The sequence below is a fragment of the Rhodococcus sp. GXMU-t2271 genome (assembly GCF_041414735.1).
GTDB classification, from domain to species: Bacteria; Actinomycetota; Actinomycetes; order Mycobacteriales; family Mycobacteriaceae; genus Rhodococcus; species Rhodococcus indonesiensis.
In genome coordinates, this window is sequence record NZ_JAUIZP010000001.1 from 117,520 (window position 1) to 142,903 (window position 25,384).

A 25,384-nucleotide genomic window follows, 5' to 3' on the forward strand; every position below is an offset into this window, starting at 1 on the left:
GGCTCGCGGCCCGCCGTCGCGCCCACCCCGGTCAGCCGATGCGGGCGTGCATCTCCCACACGAGGATTTCCGCGGCCGTGTCGGTGTGGACCCGCTGTCCGCCGGAACCGGTCAGCCGCACGGCGTCGCCCTCCCGCAGGATTCCGGCGCCCTCGAGCTCGGCTGTGCCCTGGGCGACGAAGACGTGCAGGTAGGGGGCGTCGGGCAGGACGACCGGCCGGCCGGGCTGCAGCCGGGCGACCGACAGCCCGGCGTACTTGTTGTGGATGCGGATGGCGGCGTGATCGCGGTGCTCGGGGATGCCGGTGGCGACGGGAACCAGCCCGCCGCGCATGAGCTCGTCGTCGATCTCGAGCTGTTCGTAACCGGGGGTGATGCCCGATTCGTCCGGCACCACCCACATCTGGACGAAGCGGACCGGCTCGGCGTGCTCCGCGGCGTGCACGCCGGTGGCGCCGGGCAACCGCCAGGAGTCGTTCTTCTCCGAGTGCAGGATGCCCGTTCCGGCGCTCATCCGCTGTGCCAGGCCCGGGTAGATGACGCCCGAGTGCCCGATCGAGTCCTGGTGCACGAGGCTGCCGCGCAGTACCCAGGTCACGATCTCCATGTCGCGGTGCGGATGGGTGTCGAAACCTTGGCCGGGCAGGACCGTGTCGTCGTTGTTGACCAGCAGCAGCCCGTGGTGGGTGTTGTCCGGGTCGTAGTGGTGGCCGAACGAGAACGAGTGCTTCGAGTCGAGCCAGGAGATGTTCGTCGTCAGCCGGTCCTCGGCGCGCCGGATGTCGAGGGTCGTGGCGTCGGTCATGGATTCTCCTCGGGGAGGTGCGGCGGGTTCAGGGTACGAGGGCATCGGCGCGGCGTCACGGCAGCTGTTCGTGCCCGGCCGGGATCGTCCCGAGACGTCCCGCCTGGAAGTCTTCGAACGCCTGGATGATCTCGGCTTTGGTGTTCATCACGAACGGCCCGTACATCGCGACGGGCTCGCGGATCGGCCGTCCGCCGAGCAGGAACACCTCGAGGGACTCGGTCCGCGAGTCCTGGGTGCGGTCGGCGGTGAACGTGACGCTGTCGCCGTTCGGTCCGAACACGGCGGTCTGTCCCGCCCGGATCGGTGCATGCTCGGCGCCGACGGTGCCGTCCCCGGCGAGCACGTAGCCGAGCGCGTTGTACTCCCGGTGCCAGGGCAGGGTCACCGACGCGCCGGGCGCGACGGTCAGGTGTGCGAGGGCGATCGGGGTGTGGGTCACGCCCGGGCCGCGGACACCGCCGATCTCACCGGCGACGACGCGGACGAGGGCGCCGCCGTCGGGCGAGGAGGCCAGGGCCACGTGGCTGCCGGCGATGTCCTGGTATCGCGGCTGCGCCATCTTGTGGTGCCGGGGCAGGTTCACCCACAACTGCACGCCGTGGAAGAGGCCGCCGCTGGCGACGACGTGTTCCGGCGGGGCCTCGATGTGCAGGATCCCCGAGCCCGCGGTCATCCACTGGGTGTCGCCACCGCCGATGGTCCCGCCCCCGCCGTTGGAGTCCTTGTGCTCGAGGATCCCGTCGATCATGTAGGTGACGGTCTCGAATCCACGGTGCGGGTGCCACGGGGTGCCCTTGGGTTCGCCGGGGGCGTACTGCACCTCGCCCATCTGGTCCATGTGGATGAACGGGTCGAGGAAGCGCTGGTCGATACCTGCGAATGCCCGGCGCACCGGGAAGCCTTCGCCTTCGTATCCGACGGGAGCGGTGCGCACGCCGAGGACCGGACGGGCGGGCACGTCGGCTGCGGGCGCCGGGATGCGGGGCAGGGTGAGGATGTTGTCTACGGTCACCGCGGGCATGGCGGGCTCCTTCGGCATGTAGTTGACTATGCAACTACTCTAACCGACGGTCCGGGGGATTTGTTCCCGCGCTGCGATCGGGGCGCAGGCGGACCCGGAAAAGACGAAACCCCCTGCCCGAGGGGAGGGAGGGCAGGGGGTCCGCGCCGGGCGCGTGACGCCCGGCGCCACGTCCCGCCTTCGGGGGGAGGGAGGAGGGACGCGGTGTCGGGGGCGGCCGATCGTCTCCGTCGGCCGATGAAGCCAGGGTACATACCCGCCGGGGTATGGTCTATCACCTCGGTGCGCGAAGCACCGGGCGCACAGCATAGTTACTCGCTCCGATTCGCGCCGGGGTTTCGGCGATCCCGTCCGGCGCGATGAGTTTTCCGGAGCCGGACGGTCTACCTGCTCGACACCTCACACGAGGTGCCGGCCGTCCGCTCACACGCAAGGAGTTGAAGATGTCCCGCATGCTCTTCGCCAACCTGTCCGTCAAGGACGTCGCTGCCGCCCGCACGTTCTTCGATGCCCTCGGCTTCACCTTCAACGAGATGTTCTGCGACGCCAACACCGCCTGCCTCGAGATCAACGACCAGACCTACGTCATGCTCCTCGAGGAGCCACGCTTCCGCGACTTCATCACCGGCGACATCTGCGACACCGCCACGGCCCGCGAGGTGCTCCTGAGCGTGTCCGCCGAGAGCCGCGACGACGTCGACCGTCTGGTCGACGCCGCGCTCGCCGCCGGTGGCAGCGACTGGATCACCGCCGGGTCGGAGGAGATGAAGACCGACTTCATGTACGGCCGGGCCTTCCGTGACCTCGACGGGCACGTCTGGGAGGTCATGTGGATGGACGTCGAGGCCGCGGCCGCCGCGATGGGACCGCAGGCGGAGACGTCCGCGCAGGCGTAGCGGTCGGCGTCAGGGGTGCTCGGGTAGTCCGAACAGGGCGAACAGATCGGTGTCGAAGAACACGGTCACATGCACCACCCGGTCGCCCACGACGTCGAGCACCTGCAGCTGGAACGGATGGTGCTGCCCGTCCTCGCCTCGCATGTAGAGGCCGAGGGCGGGCTGCCCGTTCGCCACCGTGGGCAGCAGGACCTGATCGCCGGGACCGCTCGCCGGGCAATGCGTCCGGATGAGGGTTCCGATCGCCGCGGCGCCGCGGTACCAGCCCTCGAACGGCGGCATCTCCCACACCGCCTCCTGGGTGAGCATCTCGACGATCGAATCGATGTCGTACTTCTCGAACCCCTCGACCCAGCGCTGCACCAGCGCCTGGGCCTCCGGACTCTCCGGCTCGACCAGATCGTCCTTCGTCACCTGCGCCTGCTCGAGCTGCGCGCGGGCCCGCTGGAGCAGACTGTTCACCGCGGCCGTCGAGGTGTCCAGCGCGGCGGCCACCTCGGTCGCCCGCCACTGCAGGACGTCGCGCAGCAGCAGCACTGCCCGTTGCCGCGCGGACAGATGCTGCAGGGCCGCCACGAAGGCCAGGCGGATGGACTCCCGCGAGGTCACGATCGCCGCCGGGTCCGTCGGATCCTCCGGCCGGCCGTCGTCGCCGAAGGATCCGCCGGGAATCGGCTCGAGCCACGGCACCTCGCCGCGCTCGACGAGGTCGTCGGCCGGATCCGAGCTCGGCGCCCCCAGCCCCGTCGGCAGCGGCCGGCGCGATCTGCCCTCGAGCGCGGTCAGGCACACGTTGGTCGCGATGCGGTGCAGCCACGTCCGCAGCGACGAGCGGCCCCCGAAGTTGGCGTAGCCCCGCCACGCGCGCAGGTACGTCTCCTGCACGAGGTCCTCCGCGTCGTGGATCGAGCCGCTCATCCGGTAACAGTGCGCCAGCAGCTCACGCCGGTACGGACCGGCCAGTGTCAGAAAGTCGTCCTGCGAGTCGAGAACCTGCTCCGTCATGTCGTACCCCCGCCTGCCCGTCGCTGTCGAAGTGCAGTTACGAGCGTGAGCGTAGTCCCGGGGGCCGACAGGAAACAGGGTCTCGAACTATCTGTGCACTCCGGGTACCGTCCAGTAACTGCCCCGGCCGACAGCCCCGCCGGCAGGCAGAAGGACGAAGGTGACCCGTGCCCGACATCGCGCCCCGACCGACAGGCCCGTACGCCGGGGGACCGCCCGCGTCGGCGCTGCATGTCGACATGCCCCCGCTCGAGCGTTTCGGCCTGCGCGAAGCCGGCCGCACGGTCGTCATCGGCGTGGTGCTCCTCGTCAGCGTCCTGCTGAAACTGCTCGCCTGGCCGCTGCGGCCCGACGGCCGCGGTCCCGCCGACGCCGCCGCCGAGGGCACCGTCGACGCGTTCGAGGTCCTCGGTCCCACGTTCGTCAAGCTCGGCCAGCTCATGGCGTCGTCGTCCGGGGTGTTCCCCAAGCCGCTGGCCGACGCGTGCCTGCGCTGCCTGGACGACGTCGCACCCGTGCCCGCGGACCGGGCCCGCGCCGTGATCGAGGAGGACCTCGGCCATCCCGTCGGCGAACTGTTCGCCCGGTTCGACGACGTCCCGCTGGCCGCCGCGTCCGTCGGCCAGGTGCACGCGTGCGTCCTGCACGACGGCCGGGAGGCGGTTGTGAAGGTGCAGCGGCCCGGCATCGCCCATCGCATGCTCGTCGACCTGCGGGCGGCCTACGTCGGCGCGCGTCTGCTGCAGGCCTTCGAGTTCTTCCGCATCGCCAACGCCACCGCCATCATCCGCGACCTGCACTCGTCCACGATGACCGAACTCAACAGCGCGGTCGAAGCAGACCGGCAGAGCCGGTTCCGGGAGTGCATCGGCGCGTTCGGGGACAACACGACCGTCACCACGCCGCAGGTGTACTGGGACTACTGCGGCCCGCGCGTGATCTGCATGGAACGGCTCCGCGGTGTTCCCATGGACCGGGTGCCCGCCGACGCGGGGATCGACACCCGTCTGCTCATCCGCCGCGGGGTGAAGGTGTGGATCGAATCGGTCGTCCTGCACGGGCCGTTCCACGGCGACGTGCACGCGGGCAACCTGTGGCTGCTCGACGACGGCCGTCTCGCCTTCCTGGACTTCGGCATCGTCGGTGAGCTGCCCGAGCACTGGCGCGCCATCCTGCGCGACCTGTTCCGCGCGACCGCCATCGACGGGGACTTCGCCCGCGTGGCGCGGGGCATCCGCGCCCTCGGCTACACCAGCGGACTCGACGCCGACGACGCCGAGATCGGCATGCAGGTGGCGCAGGCACTCGCTCCGATCCTCGGGCGCGACCTGGGACAGCTGCGGCTGAGCGACCTCATCGTCGCGCTGATCCGGCTCGGCAAGCAGTGGGGGATCGCCAGCCCGGAGGAACTGGTGCTGTTCGGCAAGCAGCTCGGCTACTTCGAGCGCTACGCCACCGCCCTCGCCCCCGGCTGGGTCATCGGCCGGGACCTGTACCTGCTGCGCAACGTCTTCCCGGCGGAGGTGGCGCGCCGCGCCGCCGAACAGGGGCTCGAGCTACCCGCCTGACACGCGGGCGCGTCAGCCCACGTGCGTGACGGGGATCGACGCCCCGGTCACGGCGGCGCCGTCGTCGGAGAGCAGGAACCGGATCACCCGCGCGATCTCGGCGGGCTGCGACCACGAGCGCCGGTCCGCGTCGGGCATCGCCGCCCGGTTGGCGGGCGTGTCGATGACGACGGGCAGCAGCGCATTGACCCGCACGCCGTCGCCGGCGTACTCGACGGCCAGGGTCTCGACCAGTGCGGTCACGGCGGCCTTCGACGCGACGTAGGCGGCGCCCCCGGCGAACGGCCGTTTCGTCGCCGCGGTGGACATGCAGACCACCGATCCGCCGCCGCCCGCGAGCAGGTGCGGCAGCGCCGCGCGCGTCACGGCGTAGGCGGTACGCAGGTTCAGGTCCAGTTGGGCGTCGAGGACCTCGACGGGCGTCTCGTGGACCCGCGGGCCCGAGGTGAACCCGCCCACCAGATTCACCACGCCGGACAGCGGTGCGGATTCGTCGGCGGCCGCGAGCGCGACGGCCTGCCGCAGCTGCGCGTCCTCGGACACGTCCGCCTCCACGAGATGCAGACTCGGATGGTCCCCGAGTCGCCCGAGTTCGGTACGAGCCACCCAGGGGACCACGACCCGCCAGCCCGACTCGAGCAGATGCGTCGTGACGGCGGCCCCGAGACCGCCGGTGCCGCCGGTGACGAGCGCGGACCGGGTCGTGGTCATCGAAGATCCTCTCGGCCGAGCGGACGGATGCCCGTCCACGATAGGCGCCGGGCGCGCCCGCGCATCGCGATACCGAGCCACGCGCTCCGGTTCCGGACATCGACAACCGTCCCGACGGTGGTCGATGTCCGGATCTGCACTCCGGTAGGCGAATCCGTCCCGCCGACGGAGAGAGGGTCCTAGCTCGTGCGCGACGCCGCGTACGCGCCCTGCCACACCGTGTCGAACGGGGTGTGCGCCCCGACCCGGCCCTCGATACCGGCGGTGACGAAGTCCTTCGCGAGCGCGACGGCGGCCGGCACGTCGGCGCCCTTGGCGAGTTCGGCGGTCACGGCCGCGGCGAGCGTGCAGCCGGCACCCGACACCCGTTCCCGGCCGACCTTCGGCGCGGAGAGGACGGTGACCTCCTCGCCGTCGAAGAGGACGTCGACGGCGTCATCACCGGCGAGTTCGACGCCGCCCTTGGCCAGGACGTACCGCGGGCCGAGGGCGTGGATGCGGCGAGCGGCCTCGACGAGGTCGTCGACGGTGTCGATGCGGTCCATCCCCGCCAGGGTGCGGGCTTCGAACAGGTTGGGAGTGACCACCGTGGCCAGGGGAAGCACGGACTCACGCAGCGCGTTGTCGGTGTCGAGTGCCGCCCCGGGTTCCTGCCCCTTGCAGATCAGCACCGGGTCCAGAACGACGTGCCGCCACGACCGGCCGCGCAGACCCTCGGCGACCACGTCGATCGTGGCCGGGGTGCCGAGCATGCCGATCTTGACGACGTCGAGGTCGTGGGCCGCGGTGGCCGCCTCGATCTGGTCCGCGACGACCTCGGGCGCGATCGGGACGAAGCGGTGCGACCAGTCGTTGCGGGGGTCGAACGAGACGATGCAGGTCGTGGTGCCGACGCCGTAGACGCCCAGCTCCTGGAACGTCTTCAGATCCGCCTGCAGCCCTGCGCCGCCGGTGGCTTCGGACCCGGCGATGACATAGGCGAGGTCGACCACGGTGTACTCCAATCCGATGGGGGACAGACTGCGTGCCGACCCGAGAAGGAGCCCGCACGTCCGGGGAGACCACGGCTGCCCGCGACGTCGCCGCCGGGTTCGCGCGACCGGTCCCGGCACCCAGGCTAGCGCGCGGGGTCCGGCGTCCCGTCAGGACGGCCCCTGCCGATGACCGGCGTCACACGCGTGTCGGTGCGGTGCGGCACCATGGGAATCGACCGGTCGAGGCCCGACGACGGAAGGTGAGTGCCCATGTGCGGTCGGTATGCGAGCACGGTCACCGATCAGGAACTGCGCTCCCTGTTCGACGTGGTGGAGACGGTGGGGGATCCGCTGCCCCCGTCGTACAACGTCGCGCCGACGCAGACCGTGCGGGTGGTGCTCGAGCGCGCCCCGAAGGGCGAGCCCGGCGCGGAGCCGGTGCGACAGCTCCGGTCCGCCCGGTGGGGGCTCGTGCCGTCGTGGGCGAAGGACCCGAAGATCGGCAACCGGATGATCAACGCCCGCTGCGAGACGATCACCGAGAAGCCGTCGTTCAAGGCCGCCGCCTCGCGGCGACGGTGCATCCTGCCGGCCGACGGCTACTTCGAGTGGCAGAAGCGCGAGGACGGCACCAAGGTCCCGTACTTCCTGCACGGCGACGGCGTGCTCGCGATGGCGGGACTCTACGAGCTGTGGCCCGATCCGGACCTGCCCGACGACCATCCCGACAAGTGGCTGTGGACGGTCACCGTGCTGACGACGGAGGCCACCGACGCCGCCGGGCAGATCCACGAGCGGTGTCCACTGGTGCTGCCGCCGTCCTTCCTGGACGTGTGGCTCGACCCGGCCCTCACCGACCGCGACGACGTCGACGCGCTGGTCGCCTCGGTACCGGAACCGCACCTGCATCCGTACGAGGTCGGCACCGAGGTCAACAACCCCCGCAACAACCGTCCGGAACTGCTCGAGCCGGTGTGACGGGGGCCGCCCGGGTGGCCGCACCCTCCCGGTCCGGGCAGGATGGGCACGATGCACACTCCTCGATTGGCCTGTCGACGTGCCGGTTCCGGAGAACCGCTGCTTCTCCTGCACGGGATCGGCGCCACCCGCGACGACTTCGCCGAACTCGTTCCGCGCCTCGCCGAGCACTTCGACGTCCTGGCCGTGGACCTTCCCGGCCACGGATCGTCGCCGATGCTGCCGACTCGTCCCACTGTCGAGTCCCTCGGCGCTGCCCTCGCGGCGGACCTCGACGCCCGCGGGCTGGATCGGGTGCACATCCTGGGCAACTCCCTCGGCGGCCGCCTCGCGCTCGATCTGGCACGGCGCGGCCGTGCCCGGTCGGTGGTGGCCCTGTCCCCGTCCGGTCTCGGGTTGCCGCCGGAGCGGGCGCTTCAGGGACTGCTCATGGCCGCCGCGCGGATCGTCAACAAGGCGCGCAGCCCGTTGATCGAGCGGATGTCGCGCAGCACCGTCGGGCGCACGGCACTCACCGCCGGGCTGCGGGCCCTTCCGTGGCGCACTTCGAAAGCCGAATCACTGTCCGTGAAGGGAGGTTTCGCGGAATCGGAGGGTTACTGGTCGATGCTGTGGAATGCCGTGCTGACGGACGTACCGACGGGTCTCGACCGCGTTTCGTGCCCCGTCACCCTCGCGCAGGGCGTGCTCGATGTCGTCGCATCCGCGCAGACGGTGCGATACGTCCCACTGATTCCCGGGGCGCGGTTCGTGCCGCTGCCGTGGGCCGGGCACGCGCCGCAGTCGGATACTCCCGTCGCGATCGTCGACCTCGTGCGGCGAACCGCGGCGCAGGCATAATTCCGGCGCGGTTCCTCAGCCGATCCGGACGCCGTCCGTGACGACCCAGATGCCGTCGGCTCCCTCTCGGACGGGCTGGCGCAGCTGCAGCACCACGATGCTGCCGTCCGCGCGGTCGGTCACCTCCACGGTGTGCGGGTCGGCCGTGCGCGCCTCGGTGTCGCTCCAACCGAACCGGTCCGCCACGAATGCCTGCGCGACCAGGGATGGATCCAGCCGCCACGGCTGGCTGCCCTCGTCGACCGCACGCTGAAGTTCCCCGGCCTCCTCCGGGGTCAGATTCTCGCCGGGAAAGGACGCCTCGGTCGGTGGTGGGGTGGTGTCCTCATACGCTGTGGCCGGCGAGGTGTCCGGCACGGAGGTGCTCTCGACCGTCGTCGCCGTCACTAGTGCCGACGCGGGCACGGACCCACCGGTGGTCGGCGCCGGGGTGTCGCCGTCGCTGCACGAGGCGACCAGTCCGAGCGAGAGCGCCACTGCAGCAAAGGTTTTCGATGCTCTGAACCTCATCCGTCCTCCTCGCGATCCCGGTCACCGAGGTCCTCACTGGCGGTAGGACTCGACCTCCCCCACGGGCCGCGCCTCCGCCTCGTCCGGGTCGTTGCCGAACTCGGCTTTCGCGCGGCGCTGCCGGAGCAGGTCCCAGCACTGGTCGAGGCGTTCCTCGACGGCGCGCAGACGCTGCCGGTCCTGGTCGCTCATACCGTCGCTGCTCGACTGCGAACGCAGCGACTTCTCCTCGTTCACCAGTTCCTCGATGTGCTGGAAGAGGTCGTTCTCGTCCATGGGAAGACTCCCTCGCTGTGGTCGTCTCCCCGGCATATCCGGCCGCCGGCCCCGGTAAACCTGCGCCGTTGTGCGTTTCCGTGTTCTGTGCGTTTCCGTGTTCGCCGGCTCGGGTACGTCACAGCCATGAGTATCGAAGACGGTCCCGGCGACACCCTCAGCCCCAGCGAGGGCCTCGACTCCGACGAAGTCCGCAACGACGACGGCGACGAGGCCGTGGACCCGCCGGAGGGCTGGAGCGGCGCCGACCGGTTCGGCACCACGCAGCGGGAGGAGCAGGAAGGCGAGTCGCTGGACCAGCGCCTCGCGGAGGAGGAGCCCGACGTGGCACCCGCAGAGCCGCTCGAACGGCCGGTCGCGGCCATGCCCGACGACGAACTGACCGAGGATGTCGTCGACGAGGTGGTCGACGGGGACGCCGCCGTCGCGGGCGGTGGGAAGCACGCCGAGGTGGTCGACGGTGTCATCGTCGAGGACTCGCGCGTCGACCGCGGCCAGATCGACGGCAGTCCCGAGGACGGCGACTCCCTGTTCCCGATGGTCGAGTGAGCCGAGCTGTGAGGACGTGCCGAGGCCGACACGGGGGCGCCGAACCGCCGTTGGGCTGTCCGCAGGCGCATTCGATGTCATGATCATTTGTTATGAGTGACAACTCGGGAGACGCAGGCAGTGGCGGGCTCACCGTCGGCTCGCGGGTGGTGGTGCGCCGCGGCGGCGAGAAGAGCCGGGAGCCCGGTGTAGTGGTCGAGGACTACGCCAGCGAGGCCGCCCGGGCCGGCGAGCAACTCGGACGGGACTGGGCGCCGGTACGCCGTTGGGCCGTCGCGCTGGACGACGGCCGGTTGGTCTTCGCCGACGACGACGAGGTGGAGGCGGAGCCGAAGAAGGGCTGACCGCGTCACGAGAGCCGCCTGCCGACCGGGCGGTACACAGCAGTACGGAGTGGCGACGTATGCCCACCGCAGGGAGGGTGCCGGGACACCGGCACCCTCCCTGCGGCGTAAGTGCCGGACGGCCGCTTCGAACCCGTGGTCCGCAGCAGAAGACCGACCGTCCTGTGCTGGATCTGCTACCTTCATGCCTAGTAGATCTAGGCATAGGAGACCTATGTACATCGAGAAGGACCTCGTGGCGGCGTCGGCGACCCCGCTCGTGCTCGGAATCCTCGCCGAGGGTGAGTCCTACGGCTACGCCATCCTCAAACGCGTCAAGGACCTGTCCCGTGGACGGATCCAATGGACCGACGGAATGCTCTACCCCCTGCTGCACCGGCTCGAACGGTCCGGATACGTGTCGGCGTCGTGGGGAAGCTCCGACACCGGACGACGACGCAAGCACTACGCGATCACCGACGCGGGACGGAGCGCGCTCGCCGAGCGGCGCAGTCAGTGGGACGTCGTCGCGGACGCGCTCGACCAGGTCTGGCGCTGCGCGGAGATGCCCGCGGCCCCGGGGTGGTCGTGATGGACGCCGCGCTGGAGTCGCAGATCGGTCGGTGGCGAGGGTACGTCGAGCGTCGCCGCGTGATCTCCACCGCCGACGCCGACGAGATGGAAGACCACCTGAGGGACCAGATCTCGGATCTGTCCGCCGCCGGACTGGCGGCCGACGAGGCATTCCTGGTCGCGGTCAAACGCATGGGCAGCGTGGACGACATCTCCCGGGAATTCGCACGCGAGCATTCCGATCGGCTCTGGAAGCAGCTCGTCCTGACGTCCGACGCCTCGGGCGACGGCGGTCCCCGCCCCAGGCGTGAACTGCTCGTCGTTCTCGCGCTCGCCGTCGGCGGTGCCGTCGCCCTGAAGGTGGGGCTGGCGACCCTGGACGAGGGCGTCGTCGCGCGCAACCTCGCTCTGCTCGTGCTCCCGTTCCTGACCGCATACTTCGCGTGGAAGCGCCGGATGTCGCCCCGCGGCGCCGCGGCGCTGCTGGTGCCGTTCGCGATGGCGGCAGTCGTGATCAACGGGTACCCCTTCGCGCCGAACGGATCGACCGAGGTCATCGTCGCGATCCACACCCCGATCGTGTTGTGGTTCGTCGTCGGCCTCGCCTACGTCGGTGGCGAGTGGCGGTCCGACCGGCGCCGGATGGACTTCATCCGCTTCACCGGCGAATGGGTCGTCTATCTCACCCTTCTCGCCCTCGGCGGGGGTGTGCTGGTGGGTCTGACGATCGGCGCGTTCGATGCGCTCGGCACGGATGCCGAGTGGGTCGTCGAGGAATGGGTGCTGCCGTTCGGCGCGGCGGGTGCGGTCGTCGTCGCCGCCTGGCTGGTCGAGGCGAAACAGAACGTGGTGGAGAACATCGCGCCCGTCCTGACGCGCGTGTTCACACCCGTCACCATCGTCATGCTGCTGGTGTTGCTCGGGGCCTTCGCGACCACGGGAAGCGTCGTCGACGTCGACCGGAATCTGCTGATCCTGATGGACCTGATCCTCGTCGTCGTCCTTGGCCTGCTGCTGTACGCGGTCTCCGCCCGCGAGCCGTACCTGCCGCCCGACCTGTTCGACCGCCTGCAGCTCGTCCTCGTCGTCCTCGCGCTGGTGGTCGACGTGCTCATGCTGGCCGCCATGCTCACGCGAATCGCGGAGTTCGGCTTCACTGCCAACAAGGTGGCCGCACTCGGGATGAACCTGGTTCTGCTGGTCGGTCTCGCCTGGTCGGCTCGGCTCCTGTTCGGGTTCGTCCGTGGCCGCCGCGGCTTCGGCTCCGTCGAACGCTGGCAGACCCGCTACCTGCCGGTCTTCGGGATCTGGGCGGCGCTGGTGGTGTGCGTGCTCCCACCTGTATTCGACTTCGCCTGAGCGCGGCCGGCCCGGCCGTCGCGGCGTCCACCTCTTTACAACAGGTCCTCGGCACAGTAATTTGAACGATCGTTCGACCTAATCTGCTGCCTGCCGTTCCGTCGGCCGAAAGGACCTCCGCATGAGCGCACCCGAGGACGTCGTACTCTCCAGCCGCGAAGGCCACGTCACGACATGGACGATCAACCTGCCCGAGGCGCGTAATCCGATCTCCGGCGACGACGTCGTCGAGCGACTGGTGCAGCTCGTGGACGAGGCGAACGCGGACTACGAGACCCGCGTGGTGATCCTCACCGGAGCCGGGAGCGCGTTCTCGGCCGGCGGCAACGTCAAGGACATGGCCGACCGTACGGGGATGTTCGGGGGCGCCCCGCATCAGCTGCGGGAGGGTTACCGTCGCGGAATCCAGCGGCTGCCCAAGGCGATCTACCACTGCGAGGTGCCGATCATCGCCGCAGTCAACGGACCCGCGGTCGGCGCCGGCTGCGACCTGGCCATGATGTGCGACATGCGGATCGCCTCGAACACCGCGTTCTTCGCCGAGAGTTTCGTCAAGCTCGGCATCATCCCCGGCGACGGCGGTGCCTGGCTGCTGCCCCGCGCCATCGGGTCGGCGCGGGCCGCGGAGATGGCCTTCACCGGCGACCGCGTCGACGCCGCCACCGCGCTGGAGTGGGGCATGGTCTCCCGGGTCGTCGAACCCGATCAGCTGCTCGCCACGGCCGGTGAGCTCGCCGCCCGCGTCGCCTCGAACCCGCCGCACGCACTGCGCATGACCAAGAAGCTGATGCGCGAGGGCCAGCGCCAGGATCTCGACAGCATCCTCGAGCTCTCCGCAGCGTTCCAGGCCCTCTCGCACCACACCGCCGACCACGGCGAGGCCCTCTCGGCGTTCCTCGAACGCCGCAGCGGGAACTTCACCGGGAACTGACCGCCGCGACCCCCTCGGGTCGCCGCACGCAAACGAAGGAGCACGGCCGTGGAGCGGACGATCTTCAGCCGGGAGCACGACGAATTCCGATCCATGGTGCGCGATTTCATCGCGCGAGAGGTGCTGCCGCAGCACGAGGAGTGGGACGGGCTGGGCCGGCCCCCGCGCGAGTTCTTCCACCGTCTCGGTGAACTCGGCATCCTCGGCATCCAGGTGCCCGAGGAGTTCGGCGGTGGCGGCGAGTCGAGCTTCAAGTACAACGCCATCGTGTTCGAGGAAGTGGCGCGGGCCGGCGTCTCCTTCGGCTCGTACACCGTGCACTCCTGCCTGATCCTGCCGTACCTGCTCGAATACGGCACCGACGAGCAGCGTAAGCGCTGGTTGCCGGACTTCGCGTCCGGCCGGATGATGACCGCCATCGCGATGACCGAGCCCGGCACCGGCTCCGATCTGGCCAACATCGCCACTACTGCCAAGCTGTCCGCCGACGGCTCGCACTACGTCGTCAACGGCGCGAAGACGTTCATCACCGGCGGCGTCACCGCCGATCTGGTCCTCACCGTGTGCCGCACCGCGCCGTTCGACCCGCAGGACCGTCGCGCCGGTCTGTCGATCCTCTGCGTCCCCACCGACGCCGAAGGGTTCTCCGTCGGCCGCAAGCTCGACAAGCTCGGTCTGCACCAGCAGGACACCGCCGAGCTGTCGTACCAGGACGTGAAGGTGCCGGTGGAGAATCTCCTCGGCGAGGAGGGCAAGGCGTTCGGCTACCTCGCCCACAACCTGCCCCAGGAACGTCTGAGCATCGCCCTGAACCAGGTGGGCCAGGCTGCGGCCGCGATCGAGCATGCCCTCGTGTACACGCGGGACCGCAAGGTGTTCGGCAAGCCGGTGGCTTCGTTCCAGAACACCAAGTTCGTCCTCGCGGAATGCTCCGCCGAGGTGCAGGCTGCCCGCGTCTTCGCGGATCACTGCCTCGAGCTGCTCGACCGGGGCGAGCTGTCGGTCGCCGACGCCGCCCGGGCGAAGCTGTTCTGCACCGAGGTCTCCGGTCGCGTGATCGACAAGTGCCTGCAGTTGCACGGCGGGTACGGCTACATCACCGAGTATCCGATCGCCCGGCTCTACGCCGACACCCGCGTCAGCCGGATCTACGGTGGCACCAGCGAAGTCATGAAGACAATCATCGCCAAGGACCTCGGCCTGTAGCCGTCCCGTCAGGCAGGTGGAAAGGAGCTCGGATGTATCCCGGACGCTACGCGTCGGCCACCCCGGACAAGCCGGCGGCGATCGAGGCCGCCACCGGCCGGGTGGTGAGCTACCGTGAGCTCGAGGACCGTTCGGTGCAGTTCGCGCACTGGCTCCGCGCCCACGGCCTCGGCTCCGGCGACCACCTCGCGGTGCTGTCGGTCAACGACGTCACCGCATTCGAACTGTACTGGGCGGCAGTACGGTCCGGCATGTACGTGACGTTCGTCAACACGCATCTCGCCCCCTCCGAGGTCGCCTACATCGTCGACGACTGCGACGCCACCGCCCTCGTGGTCTCCGCTCCGCTCGCGGACCTGGCCGTCGCCGTTGCCGACGACACGCCGAAGGTGCTGCACCGCTTGGCATTCGGCGGAGACGTCCCCGGACACCTCGGATACGAAGCCGAGATCGCGGCGATGAGCACCGTGCCGCCGGCCGACCAGCCCGGCGGCACGGACATGCTCTACTCCTCCGGAACGACGGGCAGGCCCAAAGGAATCAAGCCTGCGCTCGGCGGTGCCCAGGTCGGCGAGCAGGCGGCCTCCAATGCGGTCGGGCTGCTGCAGCGTTTCGACTTCGACGACAGTTGCGTGTACTACTCCCCGGCCCCGATCTACCACGCTGCGCCGCTGCGATTCGGGGCCGCGGCGCAGGCCCTCGGCGGCACGGCGATCGTCGCCGGAAGGTTCGACGCCGAGACCTGCCTCGCCGACCTCGAGCGCCACCGCGTCACTCACAGTCAGTGGGTGCCCACGCATTTCGTCCGGATGCTGAAGCTGCCCGACCGGACCCGCTCCCGCTACGACCTGTCCGCGATGCGGGTGGCCATCCACTCGGCCGCGCCGTGCCCGGCGGAGGTCAAGCGCGCCATGATCGACTGGTGGGGCGAGCGGATCTACGAGTACTACTCGTCCACCGAATCCGTCGGCAGCACCATCGTCTCGCCGCAGGAGTGGCTCCGCAAACCCGGCACCGTGGGCCGCACCGGTCACGGCCACCCCAGCCGTGCCCACGTCTGCGCCGAGGACGGAACGGAGTTGCCGGCCGGGCAGATCGGGTCGATCTACTTCGAACGTCCCGGCCACAGCTTCGAGTACCACAACGATCCGGAGAAGACGGCGGAGTCGCGCCACCCGCTGCATCCCACGTGGGCGACGACCGGGGACATCGGATACCTCGACGAGGACGGCTACCTCTTCCTCACCGACCGGGCCATGTTCACCATCATCTCCGGCGGGGTGAACATCTATCCGCAGGAGATCGAGAACACCCTCGCCCTGCACCCCGCGGTGTTCGACGTCGCGGTGATCGGCGTGCCGGACGCCGAGATGGGCGAATCGGTCAGGGCGGTCGTCCAACCGGCGGCGGGCGTCGCCGGCGACGACGCGCTCGCCGCCGAACTGATCGCCTACTGCCGCGACCGCATCGCCGGATACAAGTGCCCGCGCAGCGTCGATTTCGTCGACGCACTGCCCAGGACCCCCACCGGAAAGCTGGTCAAGGGCGCGCTGCGTCTCGCGACCGCCGGAGGTAGCCGATGAGCGCGCGGCGGGGAACGTACGCACGACCGGGGGACACCGTGGCGCCCTCGGAGCGGCAACGGGTGTTCATCGAGGCGGCCCGCCGCGAGTTCGTCCGCAACGGATACGGGGCCTCGTCGATCCGGACGATCGCCCAGGAAGCCGGCGTCAGCCTGTCGGCGCTGTACTACCACTACAAGAACAAGCAGGACCTGCTCCTGGCCATCCTGATCGACGGCGTCAACGCCTTCGACGCGATGTGCGACGAGGAACTCTCGCGCGTCGGGGACGACCCGGTGGAGCGACTCCGGGCCCTGGTGATCGCCCTCGTCCGGTTCCGCACCACCTGCCAGGAGCAGAGCCTGATGATCGGCACCGAGGTCCGCAACCTGGAACCGGAGAACGCGGCGGTCTACGAGCAGCGGCGACGTTCCGGAAACGAGTTGCTGGGCAGCATCATCGAGGACGGCGTGAAATCCGGCGCGTTCACCACCCCGTACCCGGAGGACTGTCGCCGCTCGATCCTGGCGATGACGACCTCGATCGCGAACTGGTACGACCCGCACGGTCCGGACACCCCCGCCGACATCGCGGCCCGGTACGGCGATCTGGCCCTGCTGCTGCTGCAACCGCGACCCTGACCCCCTCACGGAAGAAGACGACGATGCGTACATCACTGGTGCCGGACGCCGGTGCCCCCGACCCGAGCCTCGCGGAGTTGCGAGCCGAGGTGCGCGCCTTCCTGCGCGAGCAGATCGACGCAGGCGTGTTCACCCCCGGCGTGGACACCTGGCTCGCCCGCTGGAACACCGACTTCACCAAGGCCCTGGCTGCCCGCGGCTGGGTCGGCATGACCATCCCCACCGAGTACGGCGGGCAGGGCCGCACCTTCATGGAGCGCTTCGTCGTCACCGAGGAACTCCTCGCCGTCGGCGCGCCGGTCGCCGCCCAGTGGGTCGCGGACCGGCAGGCCGCACCGTCGCTGCTCAAGTACGGCACCGAGGAACAGAAACAGCGCTTCCTGCCCGGTATCGCCCGCGGCGAGATCTGCTGGGCCATCGGCATGAGCGAGCCCGAGTCCGGATCCGACCTGGCGAGCGTGAAGACCAAGGCCGTGCAGGTCGACGGCGGCTGGCGCATCACCGGCACCAAGCTGTGGACCTCCGGCGCCCACCACGCCGACGCCTTCTTCGCGCTGGCCCGCTCCGCGCCGCTCGACCCGGCGCACCGGCACGCCGGGCTGAGCCAGTTCATCGTCCTGCTCGACTCGCCCGGCGTGGAGATCCGGCCCGTCCTGTCGATGTCCGGTGAACACCACTTCAACGAAGTCGTCCTCGACGACGTGTTCGTGCCCGACGACCTCGTGCTCGGCACCGTCGGCGACGGCTGGGCGCAGGTCACCTCCGAACTCGGCTACGAGCGCAGCGGCCCGGAACGCTTCATGTCCACCTTCGGGGTGCTCGCCGGCGCGGTGGACGAGGCCGGCGCCGGGCGCCTGCCGGCCGATCCCCGCATCGGCGCGTTCGTCGGCCGGATCTTCGGCCTGCACCACATGTCCCGCGGGGTGTCCGAGGCACTGCAGCGGCACGAGAACGCGGAGGTCGCCGCCTCGGTCGTCAAGGTGCTCGGCACCCAGACCGAGGGCGACATCGCCGACCTCGCCGACGAACTGGCCGACGAGAGCGACGCCCCCGGTGAGGGATTCGCCGAACTGGTGCGAGCCGGTGTCATGCAGCGTCCCGGATTCACCCTCCGAGGCGGCACGAGTGAGATTCTGCGCGGGGTCATCGCGCGGGGATTGGGGATGCGCTGATGAGTAACGCGACTACCGGCAACGACGTGGAGATGCGCGAACTCGCGCAGATGCTCGAACAGCTCTTCGGTGAGCGCCGCGGCGACGATCACCGCCTCAGCGGCCCGCTGCGTCTCGACCGCGAACTGTGGTCGACCCTGGCCGAACTCGGTCTCACCCGGCTCACCGGCCCGGAGGCGGACGGGGGCAGTGAGGCGGGCTGGGCCGAGGCCGCCTACCTGCTCGGCGCCGCGGGCGCCGGTGCCGCGGCGGTGCCGGTGGCCGAGAACGATCTCCTCGCCGGCTGGCTGCTGCAGCTGTCCGGCTGTGCGCGCGCGGTGACCGATCCGGCGGCGGCACGCACCGCCGCCGTGCTGAACGCCGACGGCTCGGCCCGGCACGTGCCGTGGGCCCGGGACGTGGACGCCGTGGTCGTGCTGTGGGAGACGGACGGCGCGTGGCGGGTCGCCGACGTCGCCCGCGCCGACGTCGAGGTCACCGAGGCGGTCGACGTCGCGTCCGAGCCGCGCGACCACATCCGCGTCGACGTCGCCGCGCTCTCCGGTGCCGAGGTGCCGGACGGCACCGCGGAGGAGTTCCTGCGCCGCGGCGCACTCGCCCGGGCGCTGGCGATGAGCGGCGCGATGGAACGGGTACTCGACCTGGTGGTCGGCCACACCACCGCCCGCGTCCAGTTCGGCCGTCCACTCGCCAAGTTCCAGGCGGTGCAGCACCTGGTGTCGGACATCGCCGCCGAGGGCGCGCTCGCACGCGCGGCCGCGCAGGCCGCCGTGACGATCGCCGAGGAGTCCGGATTCGGCAGCGCCGAGGCGGGATTCGCGATCGCCGCAGCGAAGTCCTGCGCGGGGCACGCCGCGTCGGTGGTGGTGCGCAACGCCCACCAGAGTCTCGGTGCGATCGGCTTCACCATGGAGCACGAGCTGCACCGGCACGCGAACCGGCTGCTGTCGTGGCGCCGCGAGTTCGGCTCCGTCCGGTTCTGGGACGACAGGCTCACCGCCGCGGCCGTCGAGGCCGGGTCGCGGGGGTTGTGGCCGCTGATCACCGACGGCCGGCCGGAGTAGTTCGCTCGGGACCCCGCTGGACAGGTACCGCCGGTCGGGTATCGACTGTGGGGTGACGGGGGCACGGGGTCCCGGTCGGACGAGAAGGGGCGCACGTGCAGGACGAAGAACAGTCCGGACCCGGGCCGGTGAACCTGCGGGACCTCGGTGGGCTGCCGTTGACCGACGGCGGCCGCACCGCCGCCGGTGTGCTGTACCGCGGCGACGCCTGCTACACCGGCGACGTGGCGCGCGGACTCCTCGCCGACCGGCCGCCTGCGACCGTCGTCGACCTGCGGTCCGACGCCGAGCGTGGTCACCGCGCATACACCTGGCCGGACGGCACGCGCGTGCACCAGCTGTCGCTGCACGCGGACGCCGCACCGGGCGGGCGCACCGGCCTCGGCCTCGCCGAACTCTACGGTCGCGTGTTCGACGTGGCCGCGCCGCTGTTTGCCGGTCTCGTGCCGGTAGTCGCGCGGGCCGCGGGCCCGGTCCTCGTGCACTGCACCGCCGGCAAGGACCGCACCGGTCTCGCGGTCGCCGTCCTGCTGCTCGCGGCGGGTGTGGAACCGCAGGCCGTCGTCGACGACTACGTGGCCACCGACACGAACATGCCCCTTCTGTACCGTCGCTGGGAGGCCGTCGGGCTGCGCGGCGGCTCCTCCTCGGACGACGACCGGGCGGTGCCGCCGGACCTGTTCCGCGCGCCCGCCGAGGCGATCACCCCGATCGTCGAGCGCCTCGTCGCGCATCCCGGCGGGCCGGAAGCGTGGCTGATCGGACACGGGGCGCGGGAGGACGACGTGCGGCGGTGGCGCTCGCGTGCCCGGGGAGAAGCCGCAACGGCATACGAAGACAGGAAGGCACGGACGGGATGAGTGAGAACAGCGCGCCGACAGGCGATGCGTCGACGGACCTGCCGCTGGAAGGCATCGTCGTCGTCAGCCTCGAACAGGCGGTCGCCGCCCCCATCGCGACCCGTCACCTCGCCGATCTCGGCGCCCGCGTCATCAAGATCGAACGGGTCGGGGAGGGCGACTTCGCCCGCAACTACGACGCCGCCGTGCACGGCCTCGCGTCGCATTTCGTGTGGCTCAACCGCGGCAAGGAGTCGATCTGCATCGACCTGAAGGCCGCCGAGGGCGTCGCCACGGTGCGTCGCCTCGTCGACGAAGCCGACGTGGTGCTCCAGAACTTCGCGCCCGGCGCGGCGGCGCGGCTCGGGCTCGGCGCCGACGAGCTGCGCCGCGCACGGCCCGAGCTGATCGTGGTGAACATGACCGGCTACGGCACCGACGGTCCGCTGCGCGAACGCAAGGCCTACGACATGCTCGTGCAGGCCGAAACCGGGCTGTGTTCGATCACGGGCACCCCGGAGACCGCCACGAAGACCGGCATCCCGACCTCCGACATCGCCGCCGGCATGTACGCGCTCACCTCCATCCAGGCGGCGCTGTTCCGGCGCGAGCGCACCGGGGCGGGTGCGACGATCGACGTGTCGATGTTCGACGCGACCGTCGAATGGCTCGGCCACCCCATGTACCTGCAGATGTATCAGGACACGCAGGTTCAGCGGATGGGCCTGAGCCACGCGTCGATCGCGCCCTACGACGCGTACCCCACCGTCGACGGGAAGATCCTGATCGGTGTGCAGAACGACCGCGGCTGGCGGGCCCTCGTCACCGAGGTGTTCGGCCGTCCGGATCTCGCCGAGCACCCGAAGTTCGCGACGAACATCCTGCGGGTGCAGCACCGCGCCGAGACCGACGCGGCCGTCGCCGAGCACACGCGCCGCTTCGGGACCGCCGAACTCGACAAGCGGCTCGCCGCCGCGGGCGTACCCGCCGCCCGGCTGAACGAGATGAAGGATCTGATCGAGCACCCGCAGCTCGAGGAGCGCAACCGGTGGCGGGAGGTGGCCACCGAGGCGGGCCCCGTGCGGGCCGTGCTGCCGCCGATGACGTTCACCGACGTCGAGATGCGCATGGGTGCGGTCCCGGCGCTGGGCCAGCACACCGACGCGGTGCTCGCCGACCTCGGCCTCACCGACGAGCAGATCGCCGGGCTGCGCGCCGCCGGCATCGTGCAGTAGCCGGTAGCCGGCCCAGCACGCCGATCGACCCAGTGATCCACTGGCGCAGCACTCGAACCCGAAGGAGTCCGACATGCCCCAGTTGTTGCAGCTCGACTCGTCCGCAAACCTCGAGACGTCCGTCTCCCGTGAGCTGACCCGTCTCTTCGCCGATACATGGCGTCGGCGCGGACCCGACCACACCGTGATCGAACGGGACCTGCACCGCGCTCCGGTCCCGCATCTGCGGGACGCGGAACTGCACTACGCGCCGCGCCTGCGGGCACCCGGCGCCTCCGTCGATCCCGCGGCGGAGGCATTGCAGACCGAGCTGATCGCCGAGGCCCGGAGCGCCGATGCCGTCGTGATCGGTGCCCCGATGTACAACTGGTCGCTGCCGTCGACGCTCAAGGCGTGGATCGACTACGTCCACGTACTCGGCACCACCGTGCCGTTCGACACCCCGGACCAGCCGTTCGCCGGAACGCCCGTCGTCGTGATCTCGAGTCGCGGGCTGGCCTACGGTCCCGGTGATCCGGACGAGGGACTCGACTGCACCGTGCCGCCGCTGCAGCAGGTGCTCGGCACGTCCCTCGGCATGGACGTCACCGTCGTCACCGCCGAATACACACTGGCGGGACGCATTCCGGCCCTGGAGTCGATGGCGGACCGTTCTGCGGCGAGCCTGGACGCCGCGCGTGAGAAGGTGCAGCGGCTCGCGCACGACCTCGGTGCCTGAGCGGGGAGCTCGGGCCCGCATGCGGGGCGGTCAGCCGGCCGCCGACGTAGCACGGTCCGGCAGCCAGCGGACGTAGCGGAGTCCGCGACGTTCCCTCTCGGTGAGCCCGCCCCAGATCCCGTGCTGTTCCTTGTTCTTCACGGCATGGTCGCGGCACGCCAGGCGCACCGGACAGGCCGCGCAGATGTCCCGGGCCGCTCGTTCCCGGCGCTGCCTCTCGCCCAGGGTCTCGCCCTCGGGGGCGTAGAAGGTGTCCGGCCCGATGAACCGGCAGCGGGCGTGCAGACGCCAGTCGTGTGTGTCCGGGACGACGGGGGGAATCGGTGCCGGGGCAGGAGAAGTCATGTCGGTTCCGGGGTCAGGCCATGAGTGCGGTGAAGCGCCAGTCCAGCACGGCTGCCGGCGCGTCGGTGCCGCGGTGGGCATGGACGATCGAGCGCAGCTCGAGTACGCCCCCACCACTTTCCAGCGGGTGGGCGGACTCGATGTGCAGATCGCTGGTGAGGGTGTCGCCCTCGTGGACCGGACCGGTGTGGTCGCACGAGTGCCAGCCGAGGACGGTGACGAGGTTCGGCAGCGCCCGGCTGGCCTGGGCCAGAGCCAGGCCGATGGTGTGGCCGCCGTACACCAGTCGTCCTGCAGCGCCGACACGTTCGTCGTGATGGGTGGCGGCGATGTTGAGGGTCAGGCGCGCCAGCTCGGGTGCGCTGGAGACGACGTCGCCGCTCGACCGCAGCACCGCACCGGCGAGCGACGGATCGAAATGCGTTCCCGGAACCCGCTTCCGGTAGGTGTCGAGATCCCAGTCGACCGGGGCGGACCACCGCGGCGGCTCCTGCGGTCCGATTGCGGACAGGTCGTCGGCGGCCACGACCCGATCCGGATCGGGGCTGCCGCTCAGCGGCAGCATCGCGCACCGGTAGAAGTCGAGGACGGTCCGCCCGTTCTGGTCGACGGTGTTCATCCGCAGCGCCGCCAGACCGGTCGGCTTGCGGCCGGGCTTGGCCGAATTCTCTTTCAGGCCGACCACTTCGGTGGTGGTGTAGAGCGTGTCGCCGATGTGCGGGAAGCGGTGGAAGCGCAGGCCGCGGTAGAACAGGTTGGCCTTGACGTGGTGGGTGACCAGCGTGGACTGTCCGATGGCGAGATCGGTGACGAGTCCGGCGTGTGCGACGGGCCCACCCGCGACGGCTGCCGACAGGTGCGCGTCGAGGGGCAGGCGCAGACGGTCACCGAGGATCGCCTGGTGGGCGGCTGCGAGGCCGTCGGTGATCGTGACCGCGGGGGCGGTGTCGAAGACCTGGCCGACGGTCAGCTCGTCGAAGTAGGGTCCGCCGACCTCGGCGGCGTTCGCGGTGGTCATCTCAGTTCTCTCCGATCAGGGCGAGGGTGCGGCGGGCGGCGACGGCGACCGCCTCGTCGAGCATCTGTCCGTCGAGCTGGGCGGCGCCCGCGCCGCGGGCCTCGGCCTCGGCCAGGGCGGCCAGCACCCGCCGCGCCTGCTCGGCCTGCTCGTCGTCGGGGGTGAAGGCCGCTGCGGCCGAGACGATCTGGGCCGGATGAATGACCCATTTGCCGTCGAAGCCGAGGTCGGCGGTCCAGCGGGCGGCGTGACGGAACCGGTCGTCGTCGGTGATGCCGAGGAACGGGCCGTCGATCGCCTGCACGCCCGCGGCGCGGGCGGCGTGCAGGATCCGGTCCTGCACGTACAGCCAGTGCTCGGGGGCGGCGGTGCGGGTGCGGCCGAGCGCGGCGCCGAGGTCGGCGTAACCGAGGATCACCGCGGCCAATCGTGGGCCGGTGACGATCTCGTCGAGGCGGGTCACTCCGGCCGGGGTCTCGATCAGCGCCTGCACGGCCAGGCCGGTATCGCCCGCCTCGGTGAGGATGCGGTCGGTCTCGGCGAGGTCGTCCGGGCCTTCGACCTTGGGCACCACCACCGACGACAGGGCCGACCCGAGGGCGGCGCAGGCGCGCAGATCGTCGGCGAACCACGGCGTGCCGGGACCGTTGACGCGCACCGCGATGGTGCGGCCGGTGCCGTGCGTGGACACCAGATCGGCGACGAGGCCGCGGGCGGTGTCCTTGTGGGCGGTGGCGACGGCGTCCTCGAGATCGAGGACCACCTCGTCGGCCGAGGAGGCCAGGGCCTTACCGGCCTTGCGTTCGTCGGAGCCGGGGGCGACGAGCACGGCTCGCCGGCGGCGGGGCTGGGCGAGAGTCACGGATCAACCTCTGCTGTGGGGCGGTCGGGAACGCGCTAAATGTACGGCCATTGTCCGGTCCGGCGCTACCCGGAGCGGACCCATAGGTGCCGACAGGGTCGACATATAGCTCATTCGAGGGATGTCGAGCGGCCGTCCGGTGTTGACACGGTCGGGTGCGCGACGAAAAATGGCCGTACAAATGGCGGGTGGGATCGCAGGTCCCGTGTCGATTCGAGGATTTTTCCGTGAGCTACCTGAGCGACGAAGAGACCTACCTGGTCGAGACGGTGCGCGAGTTCATCGACCGGGAGGTCAAGCCGTCGGTGCAGGAAGTCGAGCACGCAGGCGAGTACCCCGAGAAGTGGATCGAGCAGATGAAACAGATCGGGATCTACGGGCTGGCGGTGCCGGAGGAGTACGGCGGGATGCCGGTGTCGATGCCGTGCTACGCGCAGGTCACCGAGGAACTGGCCCGGGGCTGGATGTCGCTGGCCGGCGCGATGGGCGGGCACACCGTCGTCGCCAAGCTGCTGGTGCTGTTCGGCACCGAGGAGCAGAAGCGGGCCTGGCTGCCGAAGCTCGCGACCGGCGAGGTGCGGGCGACGATGGCGCTGACCGAGCCGGGCGGTGGGTCGGACCTGCAGGCGATGACCACCACCGCCCGCCGCGACGGCGACGAGCTGGTGATCAACGGTGCCAAGACGTGGATCACCAACGCGCGTCGCGCCGGGCTGATCGCGCTGCTGTGCAAGACGGATCCGGCCGCCACCCCGCGACACAAGGGCATCTCCATCGTCCTGGTCGAGCACGGGCCCGGCCTGACCGTCTCGCGGGATCTGCCCAAGCTCGGGTACAAGGGCGTCGAGAGCTGCGAGCTGAGCTTCGACGGCTACCGCGCCCCGACGACGGCGATCCTCGGCGGTGAGCCCGGCCGGGGTTTCGCGCAGATGATGAAGGGCCTCGAGACCGGCCGCATCCAGGTCGCGTGCCGCGCGTTGGGTGTCGCCGCCGCGGCGCTCGAGGACTCCCTCGCCTACGCGCAGCAGCGGGAGAGCTTCGGGCAGCCCATCTGGAAGCACCAGTCGATCGGCAACTACCTGGCGGAGATGGCCACCAAGCTCACCGCGGCGCGGCAGCTGACCCGCTACGCCGCCGAGCGCTTCGACAGCGGTGAGCGGTGCGACATGGAGGCCGGCATGGCCAAGCTGTACTGCTCGGAGATCGCGATGGAGATCGCGCTGAACGCGGTGCGCATCCACGGTGGCTACGGCTACTCCACCGAGTACGACGTCGAACGCTACTTCCGGGACGCCCCGCTGATGATCGTCGGCGAGGGCACCAACGAGATCCAGAAGGGCGTCATCGCGTCCCAACTGGTGGCCCGCGGCGGCCTGTGACCGCCCGTCACTAGGATCCGT

Annotated in this window: 28 protein-coding genes; 18 read left to right on the forward strand and 10 right to left on the reverse strand. The window is 70.5% G+C overall.

Annotated elements, in window-relative coordinates; all coding sequences use genetic code 11:
* Positions 1 to 31 precede the first annotated feature (31 nt).
* Positions 32 to 805 (reverse strand): pirin-like bicupin family protein, encoded by a 774-nt coding sequence (locus tag QYS60_RS00535; protein WP_003938204.1) that lies wholly within the window; start codon positions 803 to 805, stop codon positions 32 to 34.
* Positions 806 to 860: 55 nt separating this feature from the next.
* Complete coding sequence (locus QYS60_RS00540; protein WP_371382116.1) at positions 861 to 1,829, reverse strand: pirin family protein; 969 nt, start codon at positions 1,827 to 1,829, stop codon at positions 861 to 863.
* A 443-nt stretch (positions 1,830 to 2,272) separates the two neighbouring features.
* Between QYS60_RS00540 and QYS60_RS00545 the strand changes: the two genes are divergently transcribed.
* Positions 2,273 to 2,725 (forward strand): VOC family protein, encoded by a 453-nt coding sequence (locus QYS60_RS00545; protein ID WP_371382117.1) that lies wholly within the window; start codon positions 2,273 to 2,275, stop codon positions 2,723 to 2,725.
* Between the two features lie 9 nt (positions 2,726 to 2,734).
* On the opposite strand, the gene QYS60_RS00550 is transcribed toward QYS60_RS00545, so the two are convergent.
* Complete coding sequence (locus tag QYS60_RS00550; protein WP_054374345.1) at positions 2,735 to 3,730, reverse strand: sigma-70 family RNA polymerase sigma factor; 996 nt, start codon at positions 3,728 to 3,730, stop codon at positions 2,735 to 2,737.
* A gap of 167 nt (positions 3,731 to 3,897) precedes the next feature.
* Here QYS60_RS00550 and QYS60_RS00555 point away from each other — a divergent pair, with 167 nt between their 5' ends.
* Positions 3,898 to 5,298, forward strand: coding sequence for an ABC1 kinase family protein (locus QYS60_RS00555; RefSeq protein WP_371382118.1), 1,401 nt, complete (start codon positions 3,898 to 3,900; stop codon positions 5,296 to 5,298).
* A 12-nt stretch (positions 5,299 to 5,310) separates the two neighbouring features.
* Here QYS60_RS00555 and QYS60_RS00560 read toward each other — a convergent pair whose 3' ends face one another.
* Both QYS60_RS00560 and thiD read right to left on the reverse strand, forming a co-directional pair.
* Positions 5,311 to 6,009, reverse strand: a complete 699-nt coding sequence (locus QYS60_RS00560; protein ID WP_371382119.1) for an SDR family NAD(P)-dependent oxidoreductase — start codon at positions 6,007 to 6,009, stop codon at positions 5,311 to 5,313.
* A 179-nt stretch (positions 6,010 to 6,188) separates the two neighbouring features.
* Positions 6,189 to 7,001 (reverse strand): bifunctional hydroxymethylpyrimidine kinase/phosphomethylpyrimidine kinase, encoded by an 813-nt coding sequence (gene thiD, locus QYS60_RS00565; RefSeq protein WP_040783512.1) that lies wholly within the window; start codon positions 6,999 to 7,001, stop codon positions 6,189 to 6,191.
* 252 nt (positions 7,002 to 7,253) lie between these two features.
* On the opposite strand from thiD, the gene QYS60_RS00570 reads away from it, so the two are divergent.
* Together QYS60_RS00570 and QYS60_RS00575 are read left to right on the forward strand one after the other, a co-directional pair.
* The gene (locus QYS60_RS00570; RefSeq protein WP_003938197.1) at positions 7,254 to 7,961 is read left to right on the forward strand and encodes an SOS response-associated peptidase; all 708 of its coding nucleotides are present in this window, start codon (positions 7,254 to 7,256) and stop codon (positions 7,959 to 7,961) included.
* A 66-nt stretch (positions 7,962 to 8,027) separates the two neighbouring features.
* Positions 8,028 to 8,801, forward strand: a complete 774-nt coding sequence (locus QYS60_RS00575) for an alpha/beta fold hydrolase (protein WP_371382120.1) — start codon at positions 8,028 to 8,030, stop codon at positions 8,799 to 8,801.
* A 15-nt stretch (positions 8,802 to 8,816) separates the two neighbouring features.
* Here QYS60_RS00575 and QYS60_RS00580 read toward each other — a convergent pair whose 3' ends face one another.
* Both QYS60_RS00580 and QYS60_RS00585 read right to left on the reverse strand, forming a co-directional pair.
* Positions 8,817 to 9,311 (reverse strand): acyl transferase, encoded by a 495-nt coding sequence (locus QYS60_RS00580; RefSeq protein ID WP_371382121.1) that lies wholly within the window; start codon positions 9,309 to 9,311, stop codon positions 8,817 to 8,819.
* Between the two features lie 33 nt (positions 9,312 to 9,344).
* On the reverse strand, positions 9,345 to 9,587 hold the full coding sequence (locus tag QYS60_RS00585) for a DUF2630 family protein (RefSeq protein WP_371382122.1): 243 nt from the start codon (positions 9,585 to 9,587) through the stop codon (positions 9,345 to 9,347).
* Between the two features lie 126 nt (positions 9,588 to 9,713).
* On the opposite strand from QYS60_RS00585, the gene QYS60_RS00590 reads away from it, so the two are divergent.
* The 13 genes from QYS60_RS00590 (at position 9,714) to QYS60_RS00650 (ending at position 21,759) form a co-directional block, all read left to right on the forward strand.
* The gene (locus QYS60_RS00590; RefSeq protein ID WP_371382123.1) at positions 9,714 to 10,136 is read left to right on the forward strand and encodes a hypothetical protein; all 423 of its coding nucleotides are present in this window, start codon (positions 9,714 to 9,716) and stop codon (positions 10,134 to 10,136) included.
* 92 nt (positions 10,137 to 10,228) lie between these two features.
* Positions 10,229 to 10,480, forward strand: a complete 252-nt coding sequence (locus QYS60_RS00595) for a hypothetical protein (protein WP_371382124.1) — start codon at positions 10,229 to 10,231, stop codon at positions 10,478 to 10,480.
* Positions 10,481 to 10,694: 214 nt separating this feature from the next.
* Positions 10,695 to 11,051 carry a PadR family transcriptional regulator gene (locus QYS60_RS00600; protein WP_003938191.1) on the forward strand — a complete coding sequence of 119 codons (357 nt, stop codon included), beginning with the start codon at positions 10,695 to 10,697 and terminating at the stop codon, positions 11,049 to 11,051.
* The gene (locus QYS60_RS00605) at positions 11,051 to 12,391 is read left to right on the forward strand and encodes a permease prefix domain 1-containing protein (RefSeq protein WP_371382125.1); all 1,341 of its coding nucleotides are present in this window, start codon (positions 11,051 to 11,053) and stop codon (positions 12,389 to 12,391) included. Before QYS60_RS00600 ends, QYS60_RS00605 begins: the two co-directional genes overlap by 1 nt.
* Before the next feature lie 121 nt (positions 12,392 to 12,512).
* On the forward strand, positions 12,513 to 13,322 hold the full coding sequence (locus tag QYS60_RS00610; RefSeq protein ID WP_003938189.1) for a crotonase/enoyl-CoA hydratase family protein: 810 nt from the start codon (positions 12,513 to 12,515) through the stop codon (positions 13,320 to 13,322).
* Between the two features lie 48 nt (positions 13,323 to 13,370).
* Positions 13,371 to 14,528, forward strand: coding sequence for an acyl-CoA dehydrogenase family protein (locus QYS60_RS00615; protein WP_371382126.1), 1,158 nt, complete (start codon positions 13,371 to 13,373; stop codon positions 14,526 to 14,528).
* Between the two features lie 32 nt (positions 14,529 to 14,560).
* Entirely contained in the window at positions 14,561 to 16,111 is a 1,551-nt protein-coding gene (locus QYS60_RS00620; protein ID WP_371382127.1) for an acyl-CoA synthetase, read from the forward strand.
* Entirely contained in the window at positions 16,108 to 16,731 is a 624-nt protein-coding gene (locus QYS60_RS00625; RefSeq protein WP_371382128.1) for a TetR/AcrR family transcriptional regulator, read from the forward strand. Before QYS60_RS00620 ends, QYS60_RS00625 begins: the two co-directional genes overlap by 4 nt.
* A 23-nt stretch (positions 16,732 to 16,754) precedes the next feature.
* Complete coding sequence (locus tag QYS60_RS00630) at positions 16,755 to 17,903, forward strand: acyl-CoA dehydrogenase family protein (protein WP_371382129.1); 1,149 nt, start codon at positions 16,755 to 16,757, stop codon at positions 17,901 to 17,903.
* Positions 17,903 to 18,967 carry an acyl-CoA dehydrogenase family protein gene (locus QYS60_RS00635; protein ID WP_371382130.1) on the forward strand — a complete coding sequence of 355 codons (1,065 nt, stop codon included), beginning with the start codon at positions 17,903 to 17,905 and terminating at the stop codon, positions 18,965 to 18,967. The genes QYS60_RS00630 and QYS60_RS00635 overlap by 1 nt, the downstream gene beginning before the upstream one ends.
* 95 nt (positions 18,968 to 19,062) lie before the next feature.
* Positions 19,063 to 19,827 (forward strand): tyrosine-protein phosphatase, encoded by a 765-nt coding sequence (locus QYS60_RS00640; protein ID WP_371382131.1) that lies wholly within the window; start codon positions 19,063 to 19,065, stop codon positions 19,825 to 19,827.
* Entirely contained in the window at positions 19,824 to 21,041 is a 1,218-nt protein-coding gene (locus tag QYS60_RS00645; RefSeq protein ID WP_371382132.1) for a CaiB/BaiF CoA transferase family protein, read from the forward strand. The genes QYS60_RS00640 and QYS60_RS00645 overlap by 4 nt, the downstream gene beginning before the upstream one ends.
* 73 nt (positions 21,042 to 21,114) lie before the next feature.
* Positions 21,115 to 21,759: an FMN-dependent NADH-azoreductase gene (locus QYS60_RS00650; protein WP_371382133.1), complete on the forward strand. Its 645-nt coding sequence runs from the start codon at positions 21,115 to 21,117 to the stop codon at positions 21,757 to 21,759.
* Positions 21,760 to 21,789: 30 nt separating this feature from the next.
* On the opposite strand, the gene QYS60_RS00655 is transcribed toward QYS60_RS00650, so the two are convergent.
* Genes QYS60_RS00655 through QYS60_RS00665 form a run of 3 tightly spaced genes read right to left on the reverse strand, consistent with a single transcriptional unit; the run spans position 21,790 to position 23,951 of the window.
* Entirely contained in the window at positions 21,790 to 22,104 is a 315-nt protein-coding gene (locus tag QYS60_RS00655; protein WP_289378630.1) for a WhiB family transcriptional regulator, read from the reverse strand.
* A gap of 13 nt (positions 22,105 to 22,117) precedes the next feature.
* A complete protein-coding gene (locus tag QYS60_RS00660; protein WP_371382134.1) occupies positions 22,118 to 23,122 on the reverse strand; it encodes a MaoC family dehydratase in 1,005 nt (334 codons plus the stop codon).
* Between the two features lies 1 nt (position 23,123).
* Positions 23,124 to 23,951: a CoA ester lyase gene (locus QYS60_RS00665; RefSeq protein WP_054375369.1), complete on the reverse strand. Its 828-nt coding sequence runs from the start codon at positions 23,949 to 23,951 to the stop codon at positions 23,124 to 23,126.
* A 260-nt stretch (positions 23,952 to 24,211) separates the two neighbouring features.
* On the opposite strand from QYS60_RS00665, the gene QYS60_RS00670 reads away from it, so the two are divergent.
* Positions 24,212 to 25,363 (forward strand): acyl-CoA dehydrogenase family protein, encoded by a 1,152-nt coding sequence (locus QYS60_RS00670; protein WP_289378632.1) that lies wholly within the window; start codon positions 24,212 to 24,214, stop codon positions 25,361 to 25,363.
* Positions 25,364 to 25,384: the final 21 nt, after the last annotated feature.

Bases quoted from the DNA above. Each gene is read 5' to 3' on its own strand.
- QYS60_RS00600 (WP_003938191.1), top strand. From the start codon at position 10,695: ATGTACATCGAGAAGGACCTCGTGGCGGCGTCGGCGACCCCGCTCGTG.
- QYS60_RS00655 (WP_289378630.1), bottom strand. From the start codon at position 22,104: ATGACTTCTCCTGCCCCGGCACCGATTCCCCCCGTCGTCCCGGACACA.
- QYS60_RS00545 (WP_371382117.1), top strand. From the start codon at position 2,273: ATGTCCCGCATGCTCTTCGCCAACCTGTCCGTCAAGGACGTCGCTGCC.
- QYS60_RS00585 (WP_371382122.1), bottom strand. From the start codon at position 9,587: ATGGACGAGAACGACCTCTTCCAGCACATCGAGGAACTGGTGAACGAG.
- QYS60_RS00550 (WP_054374345.1), bottom strand. From the start codon at position 3,730: ATGACGGAGCAGGTTCTCGACTCGCAGGACGACTTTCTGACACTGGCC.
- QYS60_RS00610 (WP_003938189.1), top strand. From the start codon at position 12,513: ATGAGCGCACCCGAGGACGTCGTACTCTCCAGCCGCGAAGGCCACGTC.
- QYS60_RS00635 (WP_371382130.1), top strand. From the start codon at position 17,903: ATGAGTAACGCGACTACCGGCAACGACGTGGAGATGCGCGAACTCGCG.
- QYS60_RS00580 (WP_371382121.1), bottom strand. From the start codon at position 9,311: ATGAGGTTCAGAGCATCGAAAACCTTTGCTGCAGTGGCGCTCTCGCTC.
- QYS60_RS00570 (WP_003938197.1), top strand. From the start codon at position 7,254: ATGTGCGGTCGGTATGCGAGCACGGTCACCGATCAGGAACTGCGCTCC.
- QYS60_RS00660 (WP_371382134.1), bottom strand. From the start codon at position 23,122: ATGACCACCGCGAACGCCGCCGAGGTCGGCGGACCCTACTTCGACGAG.
- QYS60_RS00630 (WP_371382129.1), top strand. From the start codon at position 16,755: ATGCGTACATCACTGGTGCCGGACGCCGGTGCCCCCGACCCGAGCCTC.
- QYS60_RS00560 (WP_371382119.1), bottom strand. From the start codon at position 6,009: ATGACCACGACCCGGTCCGCGCTCGTCACCGGCGGCACCGGCGGTCTC.
- QYS60_RS00650 (WP_371382133.1), top strand. From the start codon at position 21,115: ATGCCCCAGTTGTTGCAGCTCGACTCGTCCGCAAACCTCGAGACGTCC.
- QYS60_RS00620 (WP_371382127.1), top strand. From the start codon at position 14,561: ATGTATCCCGGACGCTACGCGTCGGCCACCCCGGACAAGCCGGCGGCG.
- QYS60_RS00645 (WP_371382132.1), top strand. From the start codon at position 19,824: ATGAGTGAGAACAGCGCGCCGACAGGCGATGCGTCGACGGACCTGCCG.
- QYS60_RS00535 (WP_003938204.1), bottom strand. From the start codon at position 805: ATGACCGACGCCACGACCCTCGACATCCGGCGCGCCGAGGACCGGCTG.
- QYS60_RS00590 (WP_371382123.1), top strand. From the start codon at position 9,714: ATGAGTATCGAAGACGGTCCCGGCGACACCCTCAGCCCCAGCGAGGGC.
- QYS60_RS00605 (WP_371382125.1), top strand. From the start codon at position 11,051: ATGGACGCCGCGCTGGAGTCGCAGATCGGTCGGTGGCGAGGGTACGTC.
- QYS60_RS00540 (WP_371382116.1), bottom strand. From the start codon at position 1,829: ATGCCCGCGGTGACCGTAGACAACATCCTCACCCTGCCCCGCATCCCG.
- QYS60_RS00595 (WP_371382124.1), top strand. From the start codon at position 10,229: ATGAGTGACAACTCGGGAGACGCAGGCAGTGGCGGGCTCACCGTCGGC.
- QYS60_RS00625 (WP_371382128.1), top strand. From the start codon at position 16,108: ATGAGCGCGCGGCGGGGAACGTACGCACGACCGGGGGACACCGTGGCG.